Origin of the sequence: Halomonas sp. IOP_14 (genome assembly GCF_021021315.1) — a bacterium.
Lineage (GTDB): Bacteria > Pseudomonadota > Gammaproteobacteria > Pseudomonadales > Halomonadaceae > Vreelandella > Vreelandella titanicae.
The window spans coordinates 32,880-57,092 of the sequence record NZ_JAINWD010000004.1 but is presented as its reverse complement, the minus strand read 5'-3'; the positions used below and the strand labels follow the sequence as shown (position 1 = coordinate 57,092).

20 protein-coding genes are annotated in these 24,213 nt (G+C 56.0%); 16 read left to right on the top strand and 4 right to left on the bottom strand.

What is annotated here, in order from left to right:
• The first annotated feature begins 9 nt into the window (after nucleotides 1–9).
• From murD to lpxC, 9 genes are all read left to right on the top strand, one after another.
• On the top strand, nucleotides 10–1,398 hold the full coding sequence (gene murD, locus K7H09_RS04780) for a UDP-N-acetylmuramoyl-L-alanine--D-glutamate ligase (RefSeq protein ID WP_041158056.1): 1,389 nt from the start codon (nucleotides 10–12) through the stop codon (nucleotides 1,396–1,398).
• Nucleotides 1,395–2,576 (top strand): putative lipid II flippase FtsW, encoded by a 1,182-nt coding sequence (gene ftsW / locus K7H09_RS04775; RefSeq protein WP_041158057.1) that lies wholly within the window; start codon nucleotides 1,395–1,397, stop codon nucleotides 2,574–2,576. The genes murD and ftsW overlap by 4 nt, the downstream gene beginning before the upstream one ends.
• Before the next feature lie 33 nt (nucleotides 2,577–2,609).
• The gene (murG, locus tag K7H09_RS04770) at nucleotides 2,610–3,707 is read left to right on the top strand and encodes an undecaprenyldiphospho-muramoylpentapeptide beta-N-acetylglucosaminyltransferase (protein WP_330165614.1); all 1,098 of its coding nucleotides are present in this window, start codon (nucleotides 2,610–2,612) and stop codon (nucleotides 3,705–3,707) included.
• Between the two features lie 17 nt (nucleotides 3,708–3,724).
• A complete protein-coding gene (gene murC / locus K7H09_RS04765; protein WP_041158156.1) occupies nucleotides 3,725–5,170 on the top strand; it encodes a UDP-N-acetylmuramate--L-alanine ligase in 1,446 nt (481 codons plus the stop codon).
• Nucleotides 5,167–6,108 carry a D-alanine--D-alanine ligase gene (locus K7H09_RS04760; protein WP_009286394.1) on the top strand — a complete coding sequence of 314 codons (942 nt, stop codon included), beginning with the start codon at nucleotides 5,167–5,169 and terminating at the stop codon, nucleotides 6,106–6,108. Before murC ends, K7H09_RS04760 begins: the two co-directional genes overlap by 4 nt.
• Before the next feature lie 40 nt (nucleotides 6,109–6,148).
• Nucleotides 6,149–6,862, top strand: a complete 714-nt coding sequence (locus K7H09_RS04755) for a cell division protein FtsQ/DivIB (protein ID WP_009286395.1) — start codon at nucleotides 6,149–6,151, stop codon at nucleotides 6,860–6,862.
• A 313-nt stretch (nucleotides 6,863–7,175) separates the two neighbouring features.
• Nucleotides 7,176–8,465, top strand: coding sequence for a cell division protein FtsA (ftsA, locus tag K7H09_RS04750; protein WP_022523899.1), 1,290 nt, complete (start codon nucleotides 7,176–7,178; stop codon nucleotides 8,463–8,465).
• A 34-nt stretch (nucleotides 8,466–8,499) separates the two neighbouring features.
• Entirely contained in the window at nucleotides 8,500–9,675 is a 1,176-nt protein-coding gene (gene ftsZ, locus K7H09_RS04745; protein ID WP_022523898.1) for a cell division protein FtsZ, read from the top strand.
• A gap of 134 nt (nucleotides 9,676–9,809) precedes the next feature.
• Nucleotides 9,810–10,721: a UDP-3-O-acyl-N-acetylglucosamine deacetylase gene (gene lpxC / locus K7H09_RS04740; RefSeq protein WP_009286396.1), complete on the top strand. Its 912-nt coding sequence runs from the start codon at nucleotides 9,810–9,812 to the stop codon at nucleotides 10,719–10,721.
• 137 nt (nucleotides 10,722–10,858) lie between these two features.
• Here lpxC and K7H09_RS04735 read toward each other — a convergent pair whose 3' ends face one another.
• A complete protein-coding gene (locus K7H09_RS04735) occupies nucleotides 10,859–11,320 on the bottom strand; it encodes a DUF721 domain-containing protein (RefSeq protein ID WP_009286397.1) in 462 nt (153 codons plus the stop codon).
• A 110-nt stretch (nucleotides 11,321–11,430) separates the two neighbouring features.
• Between K7H09_RS04735 and K7H09_RS04730 the strand changes: the two genes are divergently transcribed.
• From K7H09_RS04730 to K7H09_RS04715, 4 genes are all read left to right on the top strand, one after another.
• Entirely contained in the window at nucleotides 11,431–11,781 is a 351-nt protein-coding gene (locus K7H09_RS04730) for a hypothetical protein (protein ID WP_022523897.1), read from the top strand.
• Nucleotides 11,782–11,882: 101 nt separating this feature from the next.
• Entirely contained in the window at nucleotides 11,883–14,615 is a 2,733-nt protein-coding gene (secA, locus tag K7H09_RS04725; RefSeq protein ID WP_230803820.1) for a preprotein translocase subunit SecA, read from the top strand.
• Between the two features lie 67 nt (nucleotides 14,616–14,682).
• Nucleotides 14,683–15,912: a bifunctional glutamate N-acetyltransferase/amino-acid acetyltransferase ArgJ gene (gene argJ / locus K7H09_RS04720; RefSeq protein ID WP_027959100.1), complete on the top strand. Its 1,230-nt coding sequence runs from the start codon at nucleotides 14,683–14,685 to the stop codon at nucleotides 15,910–15,912.
• Between the two features lie 121 nt (nucleotides 15,913–16,033).
• Nucleotides 16,034–16,990, top strand: coding sequence for a Nudix family hydrolase (locus K7H09_RS04715; protein ID WP_009286398.1), 957 nt, complete (start codon nucleotides 16,034–16,036; stop codon nucleotides 16,988–16,990).
• A 114-nt stretch (nucleotides 16,991–17,104) separates the two neighbouring features.
• Here the strand turns inward: K7H09_RS04715 and K7H09_RS04710 are convergent, their stop codons facing one another.
• Complete coding sequence (locus K7H09_RS04710) at nucleotides 17,105–18,007, bottom strand: carbon-nitrogen hydrolase (RefSeq protein WP_022523893.1); 903 nt, start codon at nucleotides 18,005–18,007, stop codon at nucleotides 17,105–17,107.
• A 10-nt stretch (nucleotides 18,008–18,017) separates the two neighbouring features.
• Nucleotides 18,018–19,085 carry an agmatine deiminase family protein gene (locus tag K7H09_RS04705; RefSeq protein ID WP_230803817.1) on the bottom strand — a complete coding sequence of 356 codons (1,068 nt, stop codon included), beginning with the start codon at nucleotides 19,083–19,085 and terminating at the stop codon, nucleotides 18,018–18,020.
• Nucleotides 19,086–19,263: 178 nt separating this feature from the next.
• Here K7H09_RS04705 and K7H09_RS04700 point away from each other — a divergent pair, with 178 nt between their 5' ends.
• Both K7H09_RS04700 and K7H09_RS04695 read left to right on the top strand, forming a co-directional pair.
• On the top strand, nucleotides 19,264–20,505 hold the full coding sequence (locus K7H09_RS04700; RefSeq protein ID WP_022523891.1) for a lipoprotein-releasing ABC transporter permease subunit: 1,242 nt from the start codon (nucleotides 19,264–19,266) through the stop codon (nucleotides 20,503–20,505).
• Nucleotides 20,506–20,530: 25 nt separating this feature from the next.
• Nucleotides 20,531–21,244, top strand: coding sequence for an ABC transporter ATP-binding protein (locus K7H09_RS04695; protein ID WP_022523890.1), 714 nt, complete (start codon nucleotides 20,531–20,533; stop codon nucleotides 21,242–21,244).
• Between the two features lie 16 nt (nucleotides 21,245–21,260).
• On the opposite strand, the gene K7H09_RS04690 is transcribed toward K7H09_RS04695, so the two are convergent.
• Entirely contained in the window at nucleotides 21,261–21,818 is a 558-nt protein-coding gene (locus tag K7H09_RS04690) for a DUF2062 domain-containing protein (protein WP_161463443.1), read from the bottom strand.
• Nucleotides 21,819–21,913: 95 nt separating this feature from the next.
• Here K7H09_RS04690 and K7H09_RS04685 point away from each other — a divergent pair, with 95 nt between their 5' ends.
• The gene (locus tag K7H09_RS04685; RefSeq protein ID WP_230803814.1) at nucleotides 21,914–24,193 is read left to right on the top strand and encodes a DNA internalization-related competence protein ComEC/Rec2; all 2,280 of its coding nucleotides are present in this window, start codon (nucleotides 21,914–21,916) and stop codon (nucleotides 24,191–24,193) included.
• Nucleotides 24,194–24,213 lie beyond the last annotated feature (20 nt).

The following is a 24,213-nucleotide window of genomic DNA, read 5'->3' as shown; positions in this document are numbered from 1 at the left end:
AAACCGGTGATGGTTCGAGTTGCTAAAGGATTAACGCTAGTGGTGGGGCTGGGGCTGTCGGGTCGAGCGATATGCCGCCATTTAAGCCGCTTAAAAGTGCCCTACATGGTAGCGGATACACGTGCCGAACCTCCGGGGTTGGATGACTTTAAAGCCGCTCATCCGGGTGTTGAAGTTCACTGTGGCCCGTTAACGTTGCTGGATCTGCGTGATGTTGATGAGGTGGTGGTTAGCCCTGGTCTTGATCCGAGAATGCCGGGCTTGATAGAGCTGGCGGATCAACTAAACCCGCGCACAGGTGAGCCGATGGTGGTGGGCGAGATAGCCCTCTTTGTTCGCGCCGCTAACGCCCCCATCGCCGCTATTACCGGATCCAATGCCAAGTCAACAGTCACTTCGCTGCTGGGAGAAATGGCCGCTGCTGCCGGTGTTAATGCGGCGGTAGGGGGAAATCTTGGTACCCCCGCGCTGGATCTGTTGGCCAGCCATCCCGATGCCGCGCTCTATGTCTTAGAACTTTCAAGCTTTCAGCTTGAAATGACGCCCCACCTGAATGCCAGTTGTGCTGCCTTTCTGAACTTATCCGAAGACCACCTGGATCGCCATGGGGATATGCACGGCTATCGTACCGCCAAACAGCGTATTTTTATTGGTGCCAAGCACGCCGTGGTGAATGCCGATGATCCTAACACGTGGCCTGAATATCCCGTTGACCAAGTGACTTACTTTACGCAAGCAGCCTCAAAGGGGAGCGAGTGGGGGCTGGCGCTTCACCACGAGAAGCTGACGTTAATGCAGGGCTTCACCCCTTGGTTGGCTATTGATGAGTTAAAAATGGCCGGCCAGCACAACTATCTCAATGCTTTGGCGGCACTGGCCATGGGGCAGGTGCTGGGCTTTGCGGCTGAGCCCATGTGCAGCGCGCTGCGGGAATTTAAAGGCTTGGTACACCGCAGCGAAGTGATTGCAGAAATTAACGGCGTCACCTGGGTTAACGACACCAAAGGCACCAATGTTGGGGCCACGCTGGCGGCGATTAACGGCATTGGCGCAACGCTGGAAGGCCGTTTGATTTTACTCGCGGGCGGGATTGGCAAAGGCGCAGATTTTACCCCGTTGGCCAAACCCTTAACAGCCTGCGCGCGTCACGTGCTGTTGTTTGGCAGAGACGCTCCGCTACTGGCCGAGGCGCTGCATGGGCACGTAACGACCCAGCAAGTTGACGATTTAACCCAGGCCATGCAGGCAGCCTTTGAACTCGCCCAGCCGGGTGACTGTGTGCTGCTCTCACCCGCCTGTGCAAGCCTGGATCAATTTGCCAATTACCCAGCGCGCGGCGAGGCGTTTCGTCGCTGGGTGCTGGATAAAGCATCGACTACAGCCGAGGAAGCGCCATGAGTCGAATTCAGCGTCTGCGCACGGTGCTTACCACTCGGGATCTACCCTGCGACGTGTGGCTCATTGTAGCGGCGGCTGCTTTGGCTGGGTTGGGCTGGGTCATGGTCAGCTCGGCGTCGATTGGCTTGCTGGAAGATACCTATCACTACTCACGCCAGCACGGCGTTTTCCTTGTGCTTGCCATCATCGCCTGCGTATTTATGCTCTGTGTGCCGCTTGAAGTGTGGCGACAAAACGCAGCGCTGATTCTGCTCGCCACTATTTTTCTATTGGTTTTGGTGCTGATTGTTGGTCAGGAGATCAATGGTAGTAAGCGCTGGATAGCGTTGCCGGGACCCTTGCCGAGTTTACAGGTCTCTGAATTTGCCAAAGTCGGGCTAATTTTCTATATGGCGGCGTTTATGTCGCGTTTTACCTACGATTTGCGTCGCCGAGCGTTCAGCATGTGGCGCCCTCTGGCCGTGCTGGCCGTACCGGTTGGGCTGCTATTTTTAGCACCTGATTTCGGCGGGATGGTGGTCTTTACCGTCTGTGTGATTGGCATGCTGATGATGTGCGGTGCTTCGCTGGTGCTGCTGGTTGGCAGCGGGCTGCTGCTCGGCTCCGGGGCGGTGGTAATGGTGTTGATAGAACCCTACCGGCTGGCCCGGTGGACCAGTTTTTTAGACCCCTGGGCCGATCAGTTTGCAACCGGCTACCAGTTAACCCAAGCGTTAATCGCCTTCGGACGGGGGCACGTCACCGGTACTGGCTTGGGTAACAGTGTGCAAAAACTGCATTACCTGCCCGAAGCGCATACCGACTTTATCTTTGCCGTAATCGCTGAAGAGTTGGGCATGATCGGCGCGATTATCGTCGTGCTGTTGTTCACGCTGTTTATTGCCCGCGCTATGTGGATAGGGCGCAAAGCTGAACTGGCAGGGCATCTATTTGGCGCTTATGTAAGCTACGGCATCGGCTTTGTCGTAGCCGCCCAGGCGTTTATTAACATGGCGGTAAGTTCCGGGCTGTTGCCGACTAAAGGGCTAACGCTGCCGCTGATGAGCTATGGCGGCTCTAGCCTGCTAGTGACAGGCGTAATGGTTGGGCTACTGCTGCGCACGGATGCTGAAACACGTCATCGCCCCCGACGCGCGTCCACCCCCTATAAATCGCGCCATGAACCGCGTTTATCGTAACGCTATGCCGCTTGGTGCTACCAGGAGTTTGATGTGACGACTAACGTTAGCCGACGAGTACTGATTATGGCGGGGGGCACCGGCGGCCACGTGTTCCCAGCCTTGTCACTCGCCAACGCTTTGCAGGCGCAGCAGGTCGACGTTGAGTGGTTGGGCAGTCCTAGAGGAATTGAAAACCGCCTGGTGCCCGAAGCGGGCATTAAATTACATACCATTGCGGTTAGTGGGCTGCGCGGCAATGGCTTGACGGGCTGGCTAAAAGCACCGCTAAACCTGAGTCGTGCGGTACTGCAGGCGCGTGCGGTTATTCGCGAATTCAAGCCTCATGTGGTGGTCGGCTTGGGTGGCTTTGCCAGTGGTCCTGGCGGGTTAGCCGCTTGGCTGACGCGCGTTCCTTTAGTGATTCATGAGCAGAATGCCGTGGCAGGCCTGACCAATCGCGTGCTGTCACGACTCGCCAAGCGTACCTATGCCGCTTTCCCCGAGGCCTTTGGGGCGCGTGCCGACGTCATTGGCAATCCAGTGCGTGACGATATCGCCGCCTTAGGGAATACCCCAAAAGATGCGGAGAGCCTCTCTGCAAGGCCTCTGCGGTTGCTGGTGGTGGGAGGCTCGCTCGGTGCCGTCGCCCTTAACGAGCGCCTGGCCCCCGCGCTGGCAGCTCTGCCCATTGAGCGTCGCCCCCAGGTGCGCCATCAGGCGGGTAAAAACCGTGAAAAGACCACTGCTGAAAATTATCAGCAGCACGGCGTGAGCGCCGAGGTTAGCCCCTTTATTGACGATATGGCCGCTGCCTATGAGTGGGCCGACTTAGTGGTGTGTCGCTCAGGCGCCTTGACTGTCGCGGAGTTGGCTGCCGCGGCCAAGCCAGCGCTGCTAGTGCCGTTTCCTTTTGCCGTTGATGACCATCAGCGGATCAACGCCCAGGTACTCGTCAAGGCGGGGGCGGCAAAGTGCGTGGTTCAGTCTGAGCTCACCGTTGAGCGGTTAAGTGAATTTTTAAATCAATTGCTCGTCCCAAATACCCTGGCTGCGATGGCGGCGAATGCACGTCAGGCCGCCCATTTAGACGCCACAAAGCGCTTGGCTGAAGGGTGTTTGGCGATGGTGCCGTTAGGAGACTCTGCGTGATCGATTCAGACAAAACCATGACACCCTCACGTTCTGCCGCTGGCCCCGGCATGCGCCGAATTCGGCGACTCCATTTTGTCGGCATTGGTGGCGCAGGGATGTGCGGTATTGCCGAGGTGTTAGCGAATCAAGGTTACACCGTGAGCGGTAGTGATGCGAAAACCTCTTCGGTCGTGGAGCGGCTGCGGCAATGCGGTGTTGGTGTGGCGATCGGGCATGCCGAGGCCAATGTCGAGGGCGCTGATGTGGTGGTGGTGTCGAGCGCCATTGATGAAACCAATCCGGAAATACGCTGGGCCCATGAGCACCGCGTGCCGGTGGTGCGCCGGGCTGAAATGCTCGCTGAACTAATGCGTTTTCGTCACGGTATTGCCGTGGCGGGTACCCATGGTAAAACCACCACGACCAGCTTGACGGCAACATTGCTGGCTGAAGGGGGGCTCGATCCCACCTTTGTGATTGGTGGCAAGCTGACCAGTGCCGGTGCCAATGCCCGCTTAGGTGAGGGCGACTATTTAGTTGCCGAAGCCGATGAGTCCGACGCCTCCTTTTTGCATCTACAGCCGATGGTGTCGGTTGTCACCAATATCGATGCTGACCATATGGCGACCTATGGCGGCGACTTTGAACGGCTCAAAAGTACCTTTATCGAATTCCTACACAACTTGCCGTTTTATGGCTTGGCTGTGCTGTGTATCGATGACCCCCATGTGCGCGTGCTGTGTGAACAGGTGAAGCGGCAGTTCGTGACCTATGGGTTTGATAGCGATGCCGATTACCGGATTGTTGATTTTGCCCAGCGTGGCGGTGAAGTGACGTTCACGGCGCTACGCCCTGGTGGCGCTGCGCAGTTAAATGTCCGTTTGGCTATGCCGGGGCGCCACAATGCTCTAAACGCCATGGCGGCAATTGTGGTAGCCACCGATGCTGGTGTGAGCGATAGCGCTATTTTGAGTGGTTTGGCAGGTTTTGCCGGTGTTGGTCGCCGTTTTCAGGTGCATGGTCATTTCCCTGCACCTCAAGGGGGCGGCGATATCATGCTGGTGGATGACTATGGCCACCATCCTCGTGAAGTTGATATGGTCATTCAGGCGATTCGTGCAGGCTGGCCAGATCGTCGCCTAGTCATGCTTTATCAGCCCCATCGCTATAGCCGTACCCGCGATTTATACGAAGATTTTGTCAGGGTGCTTTCTCAAGTCGATACGCTTGTGCTGCTTGATGTTTACAGTGCCGGTGAAGCGGTTATTCCTGGTGCCGAAGGAAAAACCTTGGCGGGCTCCATTCGTCAGCGTGGTGACGTCGACCCGCTATTTGTCGAGCATAAACACGAACTGCCTGCGCTGTTAACCAACGTATTGCGCCCAGGCGATATTTTAATAACCCAGGGTGCCGGTGATGTGGGTGGGATCTCCCTGCGCCTGGCCCAGGCACAGCTAGCGATGAACGAGGTGGATCTGTGAGTGTTGACGTAGCAACTCCCCAGTCTCTTGAAAAAGTCGTTGTCGTTTACGGTGGCACCTCTGCTGAACGCGAGGTGTCGCTGAAAAGCGGGTCGGCGGTGCTTGCGGCGCTGCAGCGTAAAGGTGTCAACGCCTGCGGCTATGATCCCCGCGACAACGGCCTAGTGGGCTTGGAACGACTGGCTCCTTCGCTTGTCTTTGTGGCTCTGCATGGCCGCGGCGGGGAAGACGGCACCCTACAGGGCGCGCTAGAACTGCTCGACATTCCTTATACCGGCAGCGGGGTGCTTGCTTCGGCCCTGGGGATGGATAAGCAGCGCACCAAGCAGGTATGGAGCGCAGTTGGGCTACCCACTCCGGAAAGTATTATGTTGGAGGCAACGGCGGAGTGGTCCGCCGTGGTCGAGCAACTTGGCTTGCCGTTGATTGTGAAGCCTGTGCATGAGGGGTCGACGCTGGGTATTAGCATTGTAAAAAGCCAGGCAGCGCTTGAAGCGGCTTATCACGAGGCGGCCCAGTTCGACGCCCGCGTGATGGCGGAGCGTTTTGTGGTGGGTGAAGAGTATACCGTTGCGCTGCTAGGTGATCAGGTGCTGCCGGCGATTCGTGTTGAAGTACCGGGTGGTTTCTACGACTACGAGGCCAAATATATCGCTAATACCACCCAGTATCACTTGCCCTGCGGTTTGTCGGCGCAACATGAGGCTGAGCTTGCATTGCTTTGCCAGCAGGCGTTTGCCGCTATCGGTGGAGTCGGCTGGGGCCGGGTTGATGTCATGCGTGATAGTGAAGGGCGTTTTTGGCTGTTGGAAGTCAATACGGTGCCAGGTATGACCGATCATAGTTTGGTACCTCAAGCGGCGGCTCATGCGGGCATTAGCTTTGATGATCTAGTGTTACGAATACTCAATACCGCAGGCGAGCAGTTCACAGCATGAGTAATGACCTGTTTAAAAGCGCCTTTTTAAAAAGTGCCTTATGAAAAAGCGTAACGCTTGGTTGGGAATTCTCCTGCTGGCGCTACTTATGGGAGCTGGCGGGCGGGCGCTTTGGCTGTGGCTGGATCGTCCGATTGAACGTGTGTCTATTCGCGGTGAATGGGAGTACGTCAGCGCTGACTACCTGCGTACTCAGTTGGCGCCCCTGGTGGTTGATGCCACCTGGTTATCAGCTGATTTGGGTGAATTACGCGACCGTGCACTGCAAGTGGGTTGGTTAAACGAAGTGCGCATTTCCCGTGAGTGGCCGAATGCACTGGTGTTTGAGCTGGTTGAACAGCAGCCTGTCGCACGCTGGAATGATGACTTCTTGCTTAACCCTGAAGGTGAGCCTTTCGCTTTTGCGCCATTATCACCACCTGCAGGTTTACCCGATCTCGCTGGCCCTGCTGGAAGCAGTGAAGAAGTGCTGGATTATTACCACCGGTTAAAACTTCACTTTGAACAGTTATCGTTGAATCTTACTCAACTTCGTTTAGAGCCGCGCGGTGCCTGGCGGCTACAATTAAACGATGGCGCTTGGGTGATGTTAGGTCGGCGTCAGCATGAAGTGCGCTTAGCACGATTGTCGGCTTCATGGCAGCGTGAGTTGTCGTCTCTTGGCGATCAGATTCGTTATATTGACCTGCGCTACCCTAACGGTGTTGCTGTTGCTTGGCATGGAGAAAGTGAATTTACGGTGCAAGATGAGTAGCTCTTCTATTACTTGATGCAAATAAGGTGTAAAAGTGAGTGGTTGCCATCGTTGAAAAAGCCAGTAATCGGCTTTAAATTGCTACCCAAGCCTATTATTGTGGATTTGTACTAGTCGTATTGCGACTATTGTTTCTATACTATGGGCCAGAAGCGGATTAAATAGTTTTTAATTTCGACTATTGGTACTTAGCGATTGTCTGAAAAGCAGCACTGATTATTTTGGGTAGCACGCTTTCAATGTTAAGCGTTAGATTAAGCGCCACCCTATTTATATTTATTTTTAACAATGACGCAAGGAGATTTCCCGACTCATGGCAGGCTCACCCAACGCATCCAATATGGTGGTCGGGCTGGACATTGGAACGTCCAAGGTCGTCGCGATAGTCGGTCAACCTACCGACGACGGCGGAATTGAAATTGCAGGTATTGGTTCGCATCCTTCGCGTGGCATGAAGCGTGGCGTAGTGATCAATATTGAATCGACTGTGCAGTCTATCCAGCGCGCCGTTGAAGAAGCGGAATTAATGGCCGGTTGTGATATTCACTCGGTATACGTTGGCGTGGCAGGCAGCCATATCAGTTCAATGAACTCGGATGGCGTTGTCGCTATTAAAGAGCGTGAGGTAACGCCCTCCGATATTGAACGTGTGATTGACTCCGCGCGGGCGCGTGCCATCTCTGAAGGCCAGCGAGTGCTGCATGTGCTGCCCCAAGAGTTCTCGATTGATGCCCAGGGGGGCATTCGTGAACCGCTTGGCATGTCCGGTGTGCGCTTGGAAGCACAGGTGCACTTAGTGACAGCCGCATTAAACGCGGTGCAGAATATTGAGAAGTGTGTGCGCCGTTGCGGTCTTGAAGTTGATGCTATTATCTTAGAGCAGCTCGCCTCTAGTATGGCCGTGCTGACTGAAGATGAGCGTGAACTGGGCGTCTGTATGGTCGACATTGGTGGTGGAACCACCGATATGGCTATTTTCAGCGAAGGCGCCATACGCCATACGGCGGTGATTCCTATCGCCGGGGATCAAGTCACTAACGATATCGCCATGGCGTTGCGAACACCCACGCAGCACGCTGAAGAGATCAAAGTTAAATACGCTTGCGCGCTAACCCATTTAGCCGCCAGCGATGAAATGATTAAAGTACCTAGCGTAGGTGATCGTCCAGCGCGTGATCTATCGCGCCAAGCGCTTGCTGAAGTGGTAGAACCACGCTACGAAGAGCTATTTACGCTAGTGAGAGACGAATTGCGCCGTAGTGGCTATGAAGACATGGTGGCTGCTGGGATAGTGCTTACCGGCGGTACCTCGCGCATGGAAGGGGTTAGCGAATTGGCAGAAGAGATTTTCCATATGCCCGTTCGTATCGCATGTCCGCAGAATGTAAGAGGTTTGGCGGACGTCGTTTGTAATCCCATTTATGCGACGGGCGTTGGTCTGCTGCATTATGCCTTGCAGGAAACGCGTCATGGGCAAGGTCTAAGAAGCCACGGGGGAGTGGTTGCAGCCCATAAGGGCCGTAACGAGCTTGCCCGGCGTGATATCAAGGAAGACCATTCGGCGCTGGCAAGAATTAAAGGCTGGTTCAAAGGAAATTTCTGACAGGGCCGCAAGCGCGGTTCAGGAGACGGGGCTTATGTTCGAATTGGTAGATAACGCACCCTCGAGCAGTGCGGTCATCAAAGTGGTTGGCGTTGGCGGCGGTGGCGGCAATGCTGTTAACCACATGGTCGAAAGCAATATTGAAGGCGTTGAGTTTATCTGCGCCAACACGGACGCCCAGGCGCTGAAACGCTGTGCAGCGAAGACGGTGTTGCAATTGGGTAGCGAAATCACTAAAGGATTAGGCGCAGGTGCCAATCCCGACGTGGGCCGCCAAGCCGCAATGGAAGACCGCGAACGCATTGCGGAATTGCTGGTCGGTGCCGATATGGTCTTCATCACTGCCGGTATGGGCGGTGGTACGGGCACAGGGGGTGCGCCGGTGGTTGCCCAGGTCGCCAAGGAACTGGGGATTCTCACCGTTGCGGTAGTGACGCGCCCCTTCCCCTTTGAAGGGCCAAAGCGTATGCGCGCTGCTGAAGAGGGCATGAAAGAGCTCTCTGAGCATGTGGATTCGCTGATCACTATTCCTAACGAAAAATTGCTTTCTGTGCTGGGCAAGAGTGCCACGCTACTGACGGCCTTTAGTGCGGCGAACGATGTGCTGCTGGGGGCTGTTCAAGGTATCGCAGAACTGATCACTAGCCCGGGCATCATCAACGTCGATTTTGCTGATGTGCGCACCGTTATGTCTGAAATGGGCATGGCGATGATGGGTACCGGTGGTGCCACGGGTGAAAATCGTGCTCGCGAAGCCGCCGAGAAAGCGATCCGCAGCCCGCTGCTGGAAGATATCGACCTTCACGGCGCACGCGGTATCTTGGTCAACATTACTGCAGGCCCCGATTTGTCGATCGGCGAGTTCAACGATGTAGGCGCTACCGTCCAGGAGTTTGCGTCTCCAGATGCCACCATTGTCGTCGGCACCTCCATTGATATGGAAATGTCCGACGAGCTGCGTGTCACTGTTGTTGCCGCCGGCTTGGACGGGCAAAAGCCTAAGGCGGCCGCGCGCGAGCCTGCCCGTCGGTCAGCTGCAGAGTCCTCGGATTACCGCAAGTTGCAACAGCCAACGGTAATGCGTCAGCAGGCAACAGCACGCGCTGAAGCACCCGAAGCGGCCGCAAAACCGCGTCCTGAAAAGCGTCGCGCTTCCGAAGCCGATGACTATCTGGACATCCCCGCGTTTCTACGCCGCCAGGCGGATTGATTCTCGCTATCAGGCTCATTGCAACAGCGAGCGAGCGTTTTATTGGCTAAAACGCTCGTTTGCTGTTAAAGTGAACGCTGTTTGATAACTTTTCCCCTGCGGTTATTACCGTCATTAGAGCTCGGCTACTATCCATGATCAGACAACGCACCCTACAAAACGTCATTCGCGCCACCGGAGTGGGCCTGCATTCTGGCAAAAAAGTCCACTTAGCTCTGCGTCCGGCGCCGGCCAATACTGGGATTGTGTTTGTTAGAACCGATCTGGATCCCGTTGCGCACGTTCCCGCACGGGCAGAATTGGTTGAAGATACCAAGCTATGTACTGCTCTTGTGTTTAACGGGGTCAAGGTAGCTACCGTTGAGCACCTGATGTCGGCCTTTGCTGGGTTGGGTATCGATAACGCCTATGTGGATGTTAGTGAACCTGAAGTGCCTATTATGGACGGCAGTGCGAGTCCATTTGTGTTTTTAATCCAATCAGCGGGAATTTTAGAGCAGGATGCTGCGAAGAAATTCATTCGCATCAAGCACCGTGTAGCGGTGACCGATGGCGATAAAGAAGCGGTGTTCTTACCCCATCAAGGGTTCAAAGTCTCCTTTGCAATCGACTTTGATCATCCTGTTTTTGAGCAGCAGAAACAGACCGCGTTGATCGATTTCTCGACCACGTCCTTCGTTAAAGAAGTTTCCCGTGCACGTACTTTTGGATTTATGCGTGACTTAGAGTTCTTACGCTCTAACAATCTGGCGCTAGGCGGAAGTCTAGACAACGCCATTGTGGTGGATGATTACCGCATCGTTAATGAAGGCGGCCTGCGCTACGAAGATGAGTTTGTTAAGCACAAAGTATTGGATGCTATCGGTGACTTGTACCAGCTGGGTTATAGCCTGATCGGCGAGTTCCGTGGGGTGAAATCTGGCCACGCACTCAATAATCAGCTCTGCCGCGAATTGATGGCGCAGCCCGATGCCTATGAAATTGTCACCTTTGAAGAGGAAAAGGCGGTTGCGCCGATCTCTTATGCCGCACCTGCAATGGCGTGATGTAGCTAGGCTTCGCTTTTTATATTAGCGCTTTTTTACTTTTTGATTCATAAAGCATCGCTTAGGCGGTGCTTTATGCTTTTAAGAGTGTGGCGATAAGGCACTAAGCCTGATGGGAAGAGAAAATGGTGTGAGCGTTACTTGGCTGGCCGAGCATGAGATGCAAGCCGTTCCAAGGCACGTTTTAGCGCTGGATTGGTAGTATCTTCAGCGCACTCGGAAAGGGTTTTGCCCGCGTCGGCCGACAGACTACGCGTGTTACGCTTTGGTGCCACAATAGGGCGTACAGGGCGTACCTTAAAGGTAAAGCCGCTGACTCCTTCAAAGCCAGGCAGTTGATGGAGCAGTTCCAATAAGCGCCGCTGTTCGAAGCGTAACCACGTCAGCCAGCTCGCCTGACCGCTAATCAGGGTTAAACGACCTTCGCTAAAGCCACCCACAAAAATATGTTCGCGCATCTCTTCGGGCAAGTGGGCGCGCAAGTGTCGCTGGGCCTGATCGATGAGACGAGATAGGCGCATTAACTGATTAATATCACCCGACTTGGAGAGCAGACGGGCGATGGGCTGTGCGCGAGAACGCTTAACCTTTATACTCATACGCTTAATTCCTAGGGTGCTGCTGTTTAGGCACCGCTACTAATGACGTCGGCCACCTTCGCCGATGGCTGATTAGTAAACTCTACCACGCTCAGGAGCCGGTCTACAGCATGTCACCTACGCTTGATGTTCAATCAGCTTTGCCGCGGCGCCATCGCCGTTACGGTTTAGCGCGTTGGTGGCTGGCCGGTCTGTTGGTGAGTTGTCTTTTACCCGCCAGTTTAGGCCCTGCAGATGCATTCCGCGGCGGTGAGCGTAGCGTCACGATCTGTTTCTGGGTGCCCGCGATTTTACGCGCCCAGTCCCACTGGGTGGCCAGGCGTCGGCGCGCGCTGCAACGTTTTGCTCAAAGCCCCCAGCGCTTTGCGCCTGTTCGGCGTCTATGTCTTTGGCTAGCCCCGATGGCTATGCTGGTCGCCGCCCGGGATGTCTTGACCCAGCGCGGCCCGCCTTCCCGCTAAGTCTGTCGATAATACATCTACTTTGTGCATGCTCTAGAGATAAACAGCATGCATTGAAAGGGCAATGTCCGCTGGGACGCTCGTGAATACTTGGATATTTCATGCTTAATAATTTATTACGAAAAGTCGTGGGCTCTAAAAACGACCGCGATGTCAAACGCATGCACAAGAAGGTGCCGCAGATTAACGCATTAGAAGCAGAGCTTGAGGCGATTAGCGATGCTGAACTGCAAGGTAAAACCTCCGAGCTGCGCCAGCGCTTAGAAGCCGGTGAGTCGCTTGATTCGCTGTTAGCGCCCGCCTTTGCGATCGTGCGAGAAGCCAGTAAGCGCGTTATGGGCATGCGTCACTTCGATGTGCAGATGGTAGGCGGCATGACCCTGCACCGTGGCCGCATCGCTGAAATGAAAACCGGTGAGGGTAAAACGCTGGTGGCGACGCTGGCGGTGTACCTGAATGCATTGCCGGGTAAAGGGGTGCACGTGGTCACGGTGAACGACTACCTGGCTCGCCGTGATGCTGAGTGGATGCGTCCGCTGTATGAATTTCTGGGCCTTACCATTGGCGTCATTTTCTCCGGCCAGACAGGCGAAGAGAAGCGTCATGCGTACCAGTGCGACATTACCTATGGCACCAACAACGAGTTCGGCTTCGATTATCTACGCGATAACATGGCGTTCTCGTTAGAAGATAAAGTTCAGCGTGGCCTGCACTATGCGATTGTCGATGAGGTTGACTCGATTCTTATCGATGAAGCGCGTACGCCGCTGATTATTTCCGGCGCGGTCGATGAGAATACCGACCTCTATAAAGTCGTTAATCAACTTGCCCAGCAGCTAGAAAAAGGCGAAGAGATTGAAGATGAGGAGGCCACGGTTGTTGGTGACTTCTTGGTCGATGAGAAGCAGAAGCAGGTAGAGTTAACCGAGCAAGGGCATAATAAAGTTGAAGAGCTGATGCGCGCTGAAGGCTTATTGGGCGATGAAGAGTCGCTGTATGCCGCGCAAAACCTTAACTTGCTTCAGCATATGCACTCGGCGCTGCGTGCCCGCCATCTCTATAACCGTGATGTCGACTACATCATCTCTGAAGGCCAGGTGGTGATCGTCGACGAGCACACCGGCCGCTCTATGCCCGGGCGCCGCTGGTCGGAAGGGTTGCACCAAGCCGTCGAGGCCAAAGAGGGCGTCACGGTGCAGCGCGAAAGCCAAACGCTAGCCTCAACGACGTTCCAGAACTACTTCCGTCTGTATGAAAAGCTCGCCGGGATGACCGGTACGGCGGATACTGAAGCCTTTGAGTTTCGGCAAATTTACGGCCTCGACGTGGTGGTGATTCCCACCAATCGGCCACTGGCCCGTAAAGACCTCAACGATCTGGTTTATTTGAGCGCTGAAGAGAAGTACGAAGCGATCATCAAAGATGTCAAAACCGAGACCGAAGCCGGGCGTCCAGTGCTGGTGGGTACGGCTTCTATTGAGACATCCGAGTACCTTGCCAAGTTGATGCGCGAGGCGGGCCTTACGTTCAATGTGCTTAACGCCAAGCAGCACCAGAGTGAAGCGGAGATCATTGCTCAGGCAGGCCGCCCAGGGGCGATTACGATCGCCACCAACATGGCCGGTCGTGGCACCGATATCGTTCTAGGGGGTAACTGGGAGGCCGAAGTCGCCAAGCTGCAAAACCCTAGCCAAGAACAGGTTGAAGCGTTAAAAGTCGAGTGGCAAGCGCGCCATGATGGTGTACTCGCCGCTGGCGGCCTGCATGTGGTGGGCTCTGAACGCCACGAGTCCCGGCGTATCGATAACCAACTGCGTGGCCGTGCCGGACGCCAGGGTGACCCCGGCTCAACGCGCTTCTTCTTGTCGCTTGAAGATAGTCTGATGCGCCTGTTCGGCTCTGACCGCGTCAAACGCTTGATGCAGGCATTGGGGCTTGAGCATGGCGAAGCCATTGAGCATAAGATGGTCTCTAACGCCGTTGAGCGTGCCCAGAAGAAAGTCGAAGGGCGTAACTTCGATATTCGTAAGCAGCTACTTGAGTACGACGACGTTGCCAACGATCAGCGCCGGGTGATCTACGACCAGCGCAATGAGATTCTGGCCGCGGACGATGTGGCTGATGCCGTTATTGGTATCCGCGAAGAGGTGATGGAGACGGCCATCAGCGACTACGTGCCGCCCCAAAGCCTGCCCGAGCAGTGGGATCTGCCCGGCTTGGAAGCGCACTTGAAGACGGAGTTCAACCTTGACGCACCGGTGGTTAAATGGGCCGCCGAAGATGATCGCTTTAGTGAAGAGCAGTTGCGTGAACGGCTGCAGACTATGCACCGCGAGGCCTATGCAGCCAAAATCGAGGCGGCTGGCGAGAAGCTGATTCGTCGCTTTGAGAAGCAGGTCATGCTGCAAGTGCTGGACACGCGTTGGAAAGAACACCTTCAGTCGATGGATCATTTGCGTCGCGGTATCCACCTACGTGGCTATGCTCAGAAAAACCCCAAGCAAGAGTACAAGCGTGAATCCTTTGAACTCTTCCAGCAGCTGTTAGAGCACATTAAAGCCGATGTGACGCGTATTCTGAGCCACGTACAGGTTCGTCAGCCCGAGGAAGTAGACGCCCTTGAGCAACAGCGCCGCGAAGCGCTGGCGCGGGAAACCGCCACGGCGGCAAGCCGTCATGACACCCCGACCCAGGAGCAGCCCGAAACTGAGCAGGAAGCGCCTGGTGTTGATGGTCGCCCTGTGCGTCGCGAAGGCCCGAAAGTGGGCCGCAACGACCCGTGTTTTTGTGGCTCGGGTAAAAAGTACAAGCAGTGCTGTGGAAAACTAAGCTAACGGCGCCCGTTTTGAGACCGTTTTTTGAGACGGTCTGTGAAACGGTCTTTGTCTAAAGGAGAAAATCATGGCGGTTGGAAACACTCCCTTTCCAGAGTTGCCACCCCTAAAAGGGGTGCGCCTGGGGGTTGCAATGGCGGGTATCAAAAAGCCGGATCGTCGTGATGTAGTGGTGATTGAACTGCCCGAGACCGTGACGGTGTCTGGGGTCTTTACCCGTAATGCGTTCTGCGCAGCGCCCGTTTTGGTGGCCAAGCAACACCTTGAGCAGTGCCGGGCAGAACACCGTTCGCCACGCTTTTGGCTGATCAACACTGGCAATGCTAACGCAGGTACGGGTGAAGCAGGTTTGCGGGATGCCAGGGCTAGCTGTGCAGAACTGGCTAAACAAGCCGGTGTGTCGTCGCAGGACGTGCTGCCGTTTTCAACCGGCGTAATTGGCGAGCCGCTGCCGATGGAGCGTCTGCTAGCGGGATTGGCACCGGCGCTTGAAAGCATGGCCAGCGACAGTGTTGCCTGGGAACACGCAGGCCAAGGTATTTTAACCACCGATACTCGTGCCAAAGGCGCCAGTGTCACGGTTGAAATAGGCAATCAGCAGGTAACGATTAACGGCATCACGAAAGGGTCTGGCATGATCAAGCCCAATATGGCGACCATGCTGGGCTTTGTGGTGACCGATGCAACTATCGAAGCACCGCTGCTGGATCGGCTACTGCGTGAAACCGTCGATCGCTCGTTTAACTGCATCACGGTGGATAGCGATACCTCTACCAATGACGCTTGTATGTTGGCAGCGACCGGCACAGGCCCCCGCATTGCCGATGATGAGCAGATTGCCGTTTTCAGCAACGCCTTGCAGCGGGTAATGACCGAGCTGGCGCAGGCGATTATTCGCGACGCCGAGGGCGCAACCAAATTCGTTACCCTTCAGGTCGACGAAGCGAAAAGTCGTCAAGAGGCGCTCGATGTGGCCTTTACTGTTGCGCACTCACCGCTAGTCAAAACAGCGCTTTACGCTTCAGATGCTAATTGGGGACGTATTTTGGCCGCGGTAGGACGAGCGCCTGTAAGCGACTTTGATGTCAACCGTGTGGTGATTGATTTAGGCGATGTACGTCTAGTTGAAAATGGCGGGCGTGCTGCAGGCTATACCGAAGCGGCAGGAAGCGCCGTCATGGCCGAGTCAGAAATTACCATTCGCATTAACTTGGGGCGCGGCGAGGAAAGTGCCACGGTATGGACCTCCGACCTCTCCCATGACTATGTGTCTATTAACGCGGATTACCGCAGCTAATCAGTCTCCCCCTGTGTGGGGCGTTGGTTGGCAGGGGTAGTGGGCACACGCAGCGATATAGCACCGATGCCTTTAGCATTGGTGCACGCAGTGGATAAAGACGTAACGAGTATATGAGTCTATGAGCATAAAGGTAAAACGACGGGTTCACGTCGCGGCGGCAGCGATTATCAGCGCCGATCAACAGCAAGTACTGATCGCTCGTCGGCCATCAAACGTAGATCATGGCGGGCTTTGGGAGTTTCCAGGCGGCAAACTGGCCCCTTATGAAACAGGTCTTGAAGGGTTAAAGCGTGAGCTGCACGAAGAGCTAGGCGTTGAGATTGTTTGTGCCCAGCCGTTGATTCGCGTCCACCATGAGTACCCCGACAAGCATATCTTGCTCGATGTATGGCAAGTGCATGAGTTTGCTGGCGAGCCCTTTGGTCGTGAAGGGCAGGCGGTGCGCTGGGTGCCCATGAGCGAGCTCTCCAACTACCCCTTCCCGGCGGCTAATTTGCCGATTCTGCGAGCGGTAAGGTTGCCTACCGAGTATTTAATTACCGGGGAAGAGTTGGATGAGGCGCGTTTCGATGCGTTTTTGGAACGCGCGCTGCGTGAAGACAAAATTCGCCTGGTACAACTGCGCGCCAAGCAGTTGGATGAAGCGGCTTATCTGGCTCGTGCCCAGCGTGCCTTGAGCCTGTGTCGTAAGCACGGCGCGCGACTGCTGCTCAATGGTGAGCCGACGCTGCTTGATCACATTGACGCCGATGGCATTCATTTGACCAGCGAGCGTTTGATGCAGCTCGAGCGTCGTCCGATTGCCGAAAGCAAGTGGCTGTCCGCATCAACACACAACCAAACCCAGCTTACCCAGGCGGCGGTGTTAGGCTGCGACTTTGTTAGCTTATCGCCGCTGCGCACCACACCGTCACACCCGGAAGTATTCCCGCTCGGCTGGCATGATTTCCAGCAGTTGGTAGAGCGCGCAGGCATGCCGGTATTCGCACTGGGTGGCATGACGCGCTTTGATGCCAATCATGCCCGTGCCGTGGGCGCTCAAGGAATCGCATCGATCCGCGATTTCTGGAAATAACACGCCAAGCCAGAACGCATAAAAAGAGCGTTATATAATGAAAAACGCCTGCCTCGGTATTTAGCCAAGGCAGGCGTTTTTACGTTTTCATCTTTAAGACTAAGGCCAAGCCTACTAGTCGCGGTAGCGGCGAGTCAGATCCCCATAAGCGTCCACACGACGATCGCGCAGATAGGGCCAGATGCGGCGGGTATTTTCACTGCGCGCCATATCCAGCTGAACGACTAACTGTTCAGTCTCTTCCCCCGCATGGGCCAATAGTTCACCTTGTGGTCCGCAGACGAAGCTGCCGCCCCAGAACTGAATGCCGTCTCCCACCCCAGAATGATCCGCCTCAAAGCCAACCCGGTTGGCGACTAGAACCGGCAAGCCGTTGGCGACACCGTGGGCGCGCTGAATCACTGTCCAGGCATCTTTTTGGCGGCTCTTTTCTTCCCCGTCGTCATTGGGATCCCAGCCGATCGCCGTGGGGTAGAGCAGTAAATCGGCACCGGCTAGCGCCATAAGACGGGCGGCTTCGGGGTACCACTGATCCCAGCAGACCAAGACGCCGAGACGGCCCACGGATGTTTCGATCGGAGTAAAGCCTTCTCCGCGGGTGCTGTCATGATCACCCGGCGTGAAGTAAAACTTCTCATAAAACCCGGGATCATCGGGAATGTGCATCTTACGATACTGACCTACCCGGCCCTTGGCGCGGTCATAGACCACCGCAGTATTGTGGTATAGCCCTGGAGCGCGGCGTTCAAATAGCGACCCAACCAGCACAATATTCAACTCTTTAGCGAGCGCCGCCAGGCGCTGGCCGGTAGGGCCATCCAGCGGTTCCGCTAGATCAAACAGGGCAGGGTCTTCAAATTGGCAGAAGTAGTGGGTGGCGTGCAGTTCTTGTAGCAGTACCAACTGCGCGCCTTGTTTAGCGGCGCTACGGATACCTTCTTCGCTTGCTGACAGGCTTTGGGCTTTGTCCGGCCACGCGGGTTGCTGCACAACAGCGACGGTTAGCGTTGTCGACATGGTGACTCCTTTAGCAAATAGCGGTCGTGGCAGGCGTGCCCCGGGCAAGCGTGCCTTGTGGAAGCTGCATGGTTAAACAGTGCAGGCTGCCATGTTGGCGAATAACGCTTACGCACTCAATCGGAATTAGCGTGTGCTCAGGAAAAGCAACCGCTAGCGCGTTCAGTGCAGTGACATCCGCCGGGTCGCCGTAGGTAGGCACCAGTACGGCCTGATTGATGATCAGGAAATTTGCGTAGGTGGCGGGCAGGCGGTGGCCATCTTCCGGGTCAAAGCAGGCTTGGGGCCAGGGCAGTGGAACAAGCCGGTAGGGTTCACCATTGCGTTGCCGGAAAGACTGCAGTTCTTGCTCCATCGTCGCCAAGGCCGCGTAGTGCGGGTCGTGAGGGTCGTCACAACGCACATAGGCGATGGTGGTTGGGTTGCAGAAGCGTGCCAGGGTATCAATATGGCTGTCGGTATCATCGCCCTCTAAATGGCCGTTGGCCAGCCACAGCACACGGTCAACGCCGAAGTCTTCGCCAAGCTGCGCTTCTACCTCTGCTCGGGATAGCGTGGGGTTACGGTTGGGGTTAAGCAGGCATGCTTCGGTGGTGAGCAGGGTGCCTTCGCCGTCAGTTTCTATACCGCCGCCTTCCAGTACCAGATTCCGCGAGGCCACCGGGCAGGCCCAGGCGCCCGCATCGGCAAGCCACTGGGTGAGCAAGTTATCGCGTTCGGCGGGAAATTTTCCACCCCAGCCGGTGAACGTGTAGTCGAGCAAGACACATTGGCCATCTTCATCGACCACGCTGATCGGGCCATGATCCCGCGCCCAGGTATCGTCGGTGGGTGCGACAATAAGCTGCAGGCGTTCAGCGGGCACAGCGTAGGCGTGAAAAGTATCGGCCAGGCGCTGTTTGGTTAGTTCGTCTGGTACGCAAATAAGCACGCGCTGATAGCGTGCGGTGACCATCACGATACGTTCGAGGGTGGCTTCGATGCGCGCAAGCAGAGGCGCCCAATCGCCGTCTGGGCGTGGCCAGGTCAGTTGTATCCCATCTTGGGGATACCATTCGGGTAGCAAACGATACGTCATAAAAGCGCAGCCCACTGTCAGCAGTAAATCGGCGCAATGTAGGGTGTGGCGGGGCAAGTTGCAAGCGTAACGTTTTTATTATGAACGCTCACGGCGAAGGCCGCTCTAATGGCCGTTTGAACATGCAGAGAGACTAAAAAAACCGTACCATGAGCGCTTATTGATAAGGAATGACGCCATGCTTGATCGTTTGCCTTTTCTGGTGGGGCTGCGCTACGTGCGCGCTAAACGCCGGAACCACTTTATTTCGTTTATTTCGCTCACCTCGATGTTGGGGCTAATGCTGGGGGTCGCCGTACTTATTTTGGTGCTGTCGGTGATGAACGGCTTCGACCATGAGCTGCGCACACGTATTTTAGGCATGGTGCCCCACGCTAAAATTGAGTCCCGGGAGGGCATGGTTGAATGGCAGGCTCTGGCTGAAGAGCTTATGCAAAGGGAGCGGGTCATTGGTGCGGCGCCCTACGTTGAGCAACAAGGTATGTTCTCCGTGGGCGGGCGTAATCAGGGAGCCATGGTCAACGGTATCAACCCGGAATGGGAAGACCGAGTGTCGATCATTGGTGAGCATATGCGCCAAGGTGAATTGACCGATCTGGTGCCCGGTGAGTGGCACGTGGTGCTGGGCTCAATGCTGGCACGCAACCTGGGCGTTGGCGTGGGCGATCGAGTAACGCTGCTGGTGCCCGAAGCATCAATCACGCCCGCCGGTGTTTTTCCTCGCTTAAAACGCTTTACCGTTAGCGGTATTTTTAGCGTCGGTGCCGAACTAGACGCTAATTTGGCCTACGCCAATATTGAAGATATGCAGACCCTTGCGCGCCTGGGTGATGCGGTTGGCGGGCTGCGTCTACAGCTGGATGATCTGTTTGCCGCCAGTAGCGAGACCCAAGCGATTCTCAATGAGCTTGGCCCGGAGTATCGGGGCAGCGACTGGACGTTCTCTCAAGGCAATCTTTTCCAGGCGATACAGATGGAAAAGCGCATGATCGCGCTGCTGTTAACCGTGATTATCGCCGTGGCAGCTTTCAACATCGTCTCTACGCTGGTTATGGTGGTGACCGATAAGCGCGCGGATATCGCCATTCTGCGGACGATCGGTGCTAAACCGAGCTCGATTATGGGGATTTTTATTGTTCAGGGCATGGCCATCGGGCTGATTGGTATCGCTGTTGGGGTGGCCGTGGGTGTGCTGCTGGCGCTGACCATTGCGGATCTGATTGGCTGGGTGGAAGGAACGCTGGGGATTCAGTTCCTGGATGCTGGGGTCTATTTCATTAGCGACCTGCCTTCACGCCTGCAGTGGAATGATGTCAGTCGTATCGTATTGGCCGCCTTTGGTCTGACGTTCCTGTCGACACTTTATCCCGCTTGGCGGGCGGCAAAAGTTCAGCCGGCGGATGTGTTGCGCTATGAATAATGGCTTCAGGAATAAGGATGACACGATGTCGATAAATACAGGGCAAGAAGCTGCCGTCATGCTCGATTGCCAGACGCTGACACGAACCTACAGCGAAGGCCCCCAGGATCTGACGGTACTGGATAAGCTCAATTTGCAGGTGCGCGCCGGGGAACGGGTGGCCATCGTCGGCAGCTCGGGGTCAGGTAAGACAACGCTGTTAAACCTGCTGGGCGGTCTTGACCGCCCTAGTGAAGGCAGCGTCGTTATCGCCGGTGAGCCTCTATCAGGGCTGAATGAAGCGGCACTTGGCAGCTTTCGTAACCGCTACATCGGGTTTGTGTATCAATTCCACCATCTATTGGCGGAATTCACTGCACTCGAAAATGCGGCGTTACCGCTGATTATTCGCGGTCAGTCGAAAAAGGCGGCCGAGAAGCGTGCCATGCAGATACTCGAGCGGGTAGGCATGCAGCCGCGGGCGGATCATAAGCCGGGTGAGCTTTCCGGCGGGGAGCGCCAGCGCGTGGCGATTGCCCGTGCGTTGGTCACCGATCCTAGTTTGGTGCTGATGGATGAGCCCACGGGCAATCTGGATCAAACCACGGCGGCGACTATTTTGGCACTAATGGATGAACTGGCCAAAGAGAGCGCCTGTGCATTCGTGATTGTGACCCATGACGTTAGCCTGGCGGCCCATCAAGACCGCGTGCTTAAACTGGATGCGGGTAAGTTGGTCGAGCAGGCGCCGGCGCTTTAACCGTCGGGTTCAATCATTAAACCTTATCGTCAAATTCTGCTTCTATCTGCGCACGCCGCTGCCGACGTATCTGGCGGCGGCGTTTCCAGTTATGGGAGACGTGCCAGCGCCAGATCAAGCGAATGCCAATATTGACCACGATGGCTAATATGACCGCTGTTACCAACGAGCCGACGATCAGTGGCGGCATAATGTCGTGCATCTGTTCGGCGATCCAGTGCGTTGAAATACGCGAAGGGGCCTCCCGCACGGGCGCGCCGAGGATAAAGGTGCCAATCCAGTAGTTGCCGTAAAAAATCAGCGGCATCGTTAATGGATTAGTAATCCATACCAAGCCTACCGAGAGGGCTAAATTGCAGCGTGTTAGGCGCGCGCCTAGCGCGGCAACGACCATCTGAAAGGGGATGGGCAGCATCGCGCAAAACACGCCCACGCTAAACGCATTGGCAACGCTTCGGCGAGTTAGAAGCCACAACCCCGGGTCTGCAATCAGCGGTGCAATAAAGCGTAGCGAGCGCTGTTTCCTGATAGTGTCGGGTTTGGGCATGTAGCGCTGCAGGAATCTGCGCGGCATGGCGGATACTCTTGCCTATCGATGTGGCTCATTATCCATATAGAGCCACTCTTCGGCTATGCTAGGCCATTAATGAACATTCGCTGGAGGGCTCTATGCGGTTAGGTGTTGCCATGCCCGCGGCGCTTGCAGCACTTGCAGGAGGTATTTTTGCCTGGTATTTCCACACCGCAGAGGTGACTCCAAATGCGTTTGGCTGGGTGTTGGTAGCCGCGTTGCTGGTAGTGGGGCGGTGCCCGCGATTTGGTATATGGCTGCTGATCGGCGCCTGGGTCTTCACTGGCGTACAAGAAGAGTGGGGGAGTCGCTTACCGACGGGGCTAAGCGGAGAAGATCTTGCTGTTGAGGCAACCGTGTTGACCGCCCAACCGGTGGGTAATGCCACGCGCCTGCTGTTAAGCGTTGATCAGTGTCAAAGCTCTTCGACTAGCCTGGCACAACGGCCTAGCTGTTCCGCGCTCACCAAGGTGCGCATTACCGCTTATAGCGATGTTCGCTTTAGGCCCGGCGAGCAGTGGCAAATGACGCTTCGTTTGCGTCCCCCAAGTGGCTTTGCCAATCCTGATGCCTTCAATTATGAGCAGTGGCTGTGGCGTGAGGGAATCCACGCCACCGGCTACTTGCGCCAGGAGCCAGCGCCGGTTCGGCTTTCTTCTGCGGGCCCTTCGTTGCGCCAGCTAGCGCTGGATTTTTTAGCCCGTCAGCCGCTCGACGATCGAACCAAACGCTGGCTGGCCGCATTGACGTTAGGCGATAGCGAACAGCTTACCCAAGACGACTGGTCGCTGCTGAATGCCACCGGAACCACGCATCTGGTGGTGATTTCAGGCTTGCATGTCGGGCTGGTGGCCTCATTTGTACTGCTGCTAGCCAAGTCAGTCGCTTGGTTTGCAACGCCCACCAACTGGCGTATGCGCACCTGGCCGTGGTGGTTAGCAGCGCTAGCTTGTGTCAGTTACGCCACCCTTGCCGGGATGGCGCCACCGGCTATGCGGGCGATGGTGATGACATTGATCGGGCTGTGGGTGCTGAGTGGTCGGCATGCGCCGGGGGCTTGGCAGGGCTGGTGGCTGGCTCTCGCGCTGGTACTTATTGTCGATCCGCTAGCGCTATGGCGCCCAGGGATGTGGCTATCGTTTGTGGCAGTGGCGTGGCTGATTATTATTTGGCAGGGGCGGCAGCGTCCTCAAGGGATAAAGGGCTGGTGCTGGGCGCTGGTGAGATCGCAACTGCTGCTAGCCCCGCTAATGGCCGCCGCCGTATTGGTGGCCTTTGGGCGAGTGGCACCCGCTGCCCCATTGATCAATTTAGTCGCCGTACCCTGGGTAAGCTCGGTGATGGTGCCGACCGCACTGCTGGGGTGGCTGCTGTCACCTCTGCCCATGGTGGGAGAGACGGTATGGTGGCTGTTTGAGCAGGCGCTAAGCGTTTTCCACCTGTTGCTGACGCTGGTGGTGCAGCACTGGCCACTATGGGAACCTGATCGGTCGTTAACGTATCCGCTCTCCCTCGCACTGTTGCTACTGTCGTTATGCTGGGGGCTACCTGCCGTGCTGCCAAGCTTACGGCTGGCAGCCTCAGCGCTGATCGTTGCGCTGCCCTGGTGGTCGCTTCCGTCATCGATTCCCCCCAATGCGCTCAGAGTCAGCGTCCATGATGTGGGGCAGGGGCAGTTGATAGAACTGCGCAGCGCGCATTATCGCCTGCTCTACGACACCGGCCCTCGCTTTCGTAGTGGTTTTATGCCTCTGGAGGCGCTTTGGTCACCGGGGCAGTTGTTTGATCAAGTGTTAGTCAGCCACGCTGATAATGACCATGCGGGCGGTATCAGCGCATTGTTAGCCGATCATCGGGTCAAACAGTGGATGGCTCCTGCAGGTGAGGCGCTGCCAATTTCCGGTATTGATTGTCAGCGTGGTCAAACATGGCAGCGTGATGGGGTGAGTTACCGTATTCTCTGGCCGCCCGCGGGTGATAACGATTTATCTGCCAACGATCGCTCCTGCGTACTTGAGGTGAGCGCTGGTGAGCAGAGACTGCTGATTACGGGGGATGTGAGCACTGAGGTAGAGCGTCGCTTTCTGCGAGAGGTGGAGCCGCCTGTTAGTGTATTGGTGGCAGGGCACCATGGCAGCGGCACCAGCTCGGGTATCCAGTTCGTACGTTCCATCGCTCCTGAGCATGTGATATTTAGCGCCGGGCGGAGTAATGCGTTTCAACATCCGGTAGATTCTGTCGTGCGCCGTTTTCGCCAGCAGGGCAGCTGTCTATGGAACACGGCGCATGACGGCGCACTGCGTTTTTGGCTAAAAGCGGCCCAGCCCATCCAGGTTGAAACAACGCGACCATTGCCAGGGCGACGCAACCAGTGTTGAAGCGCGTCGCCATCAGGTAG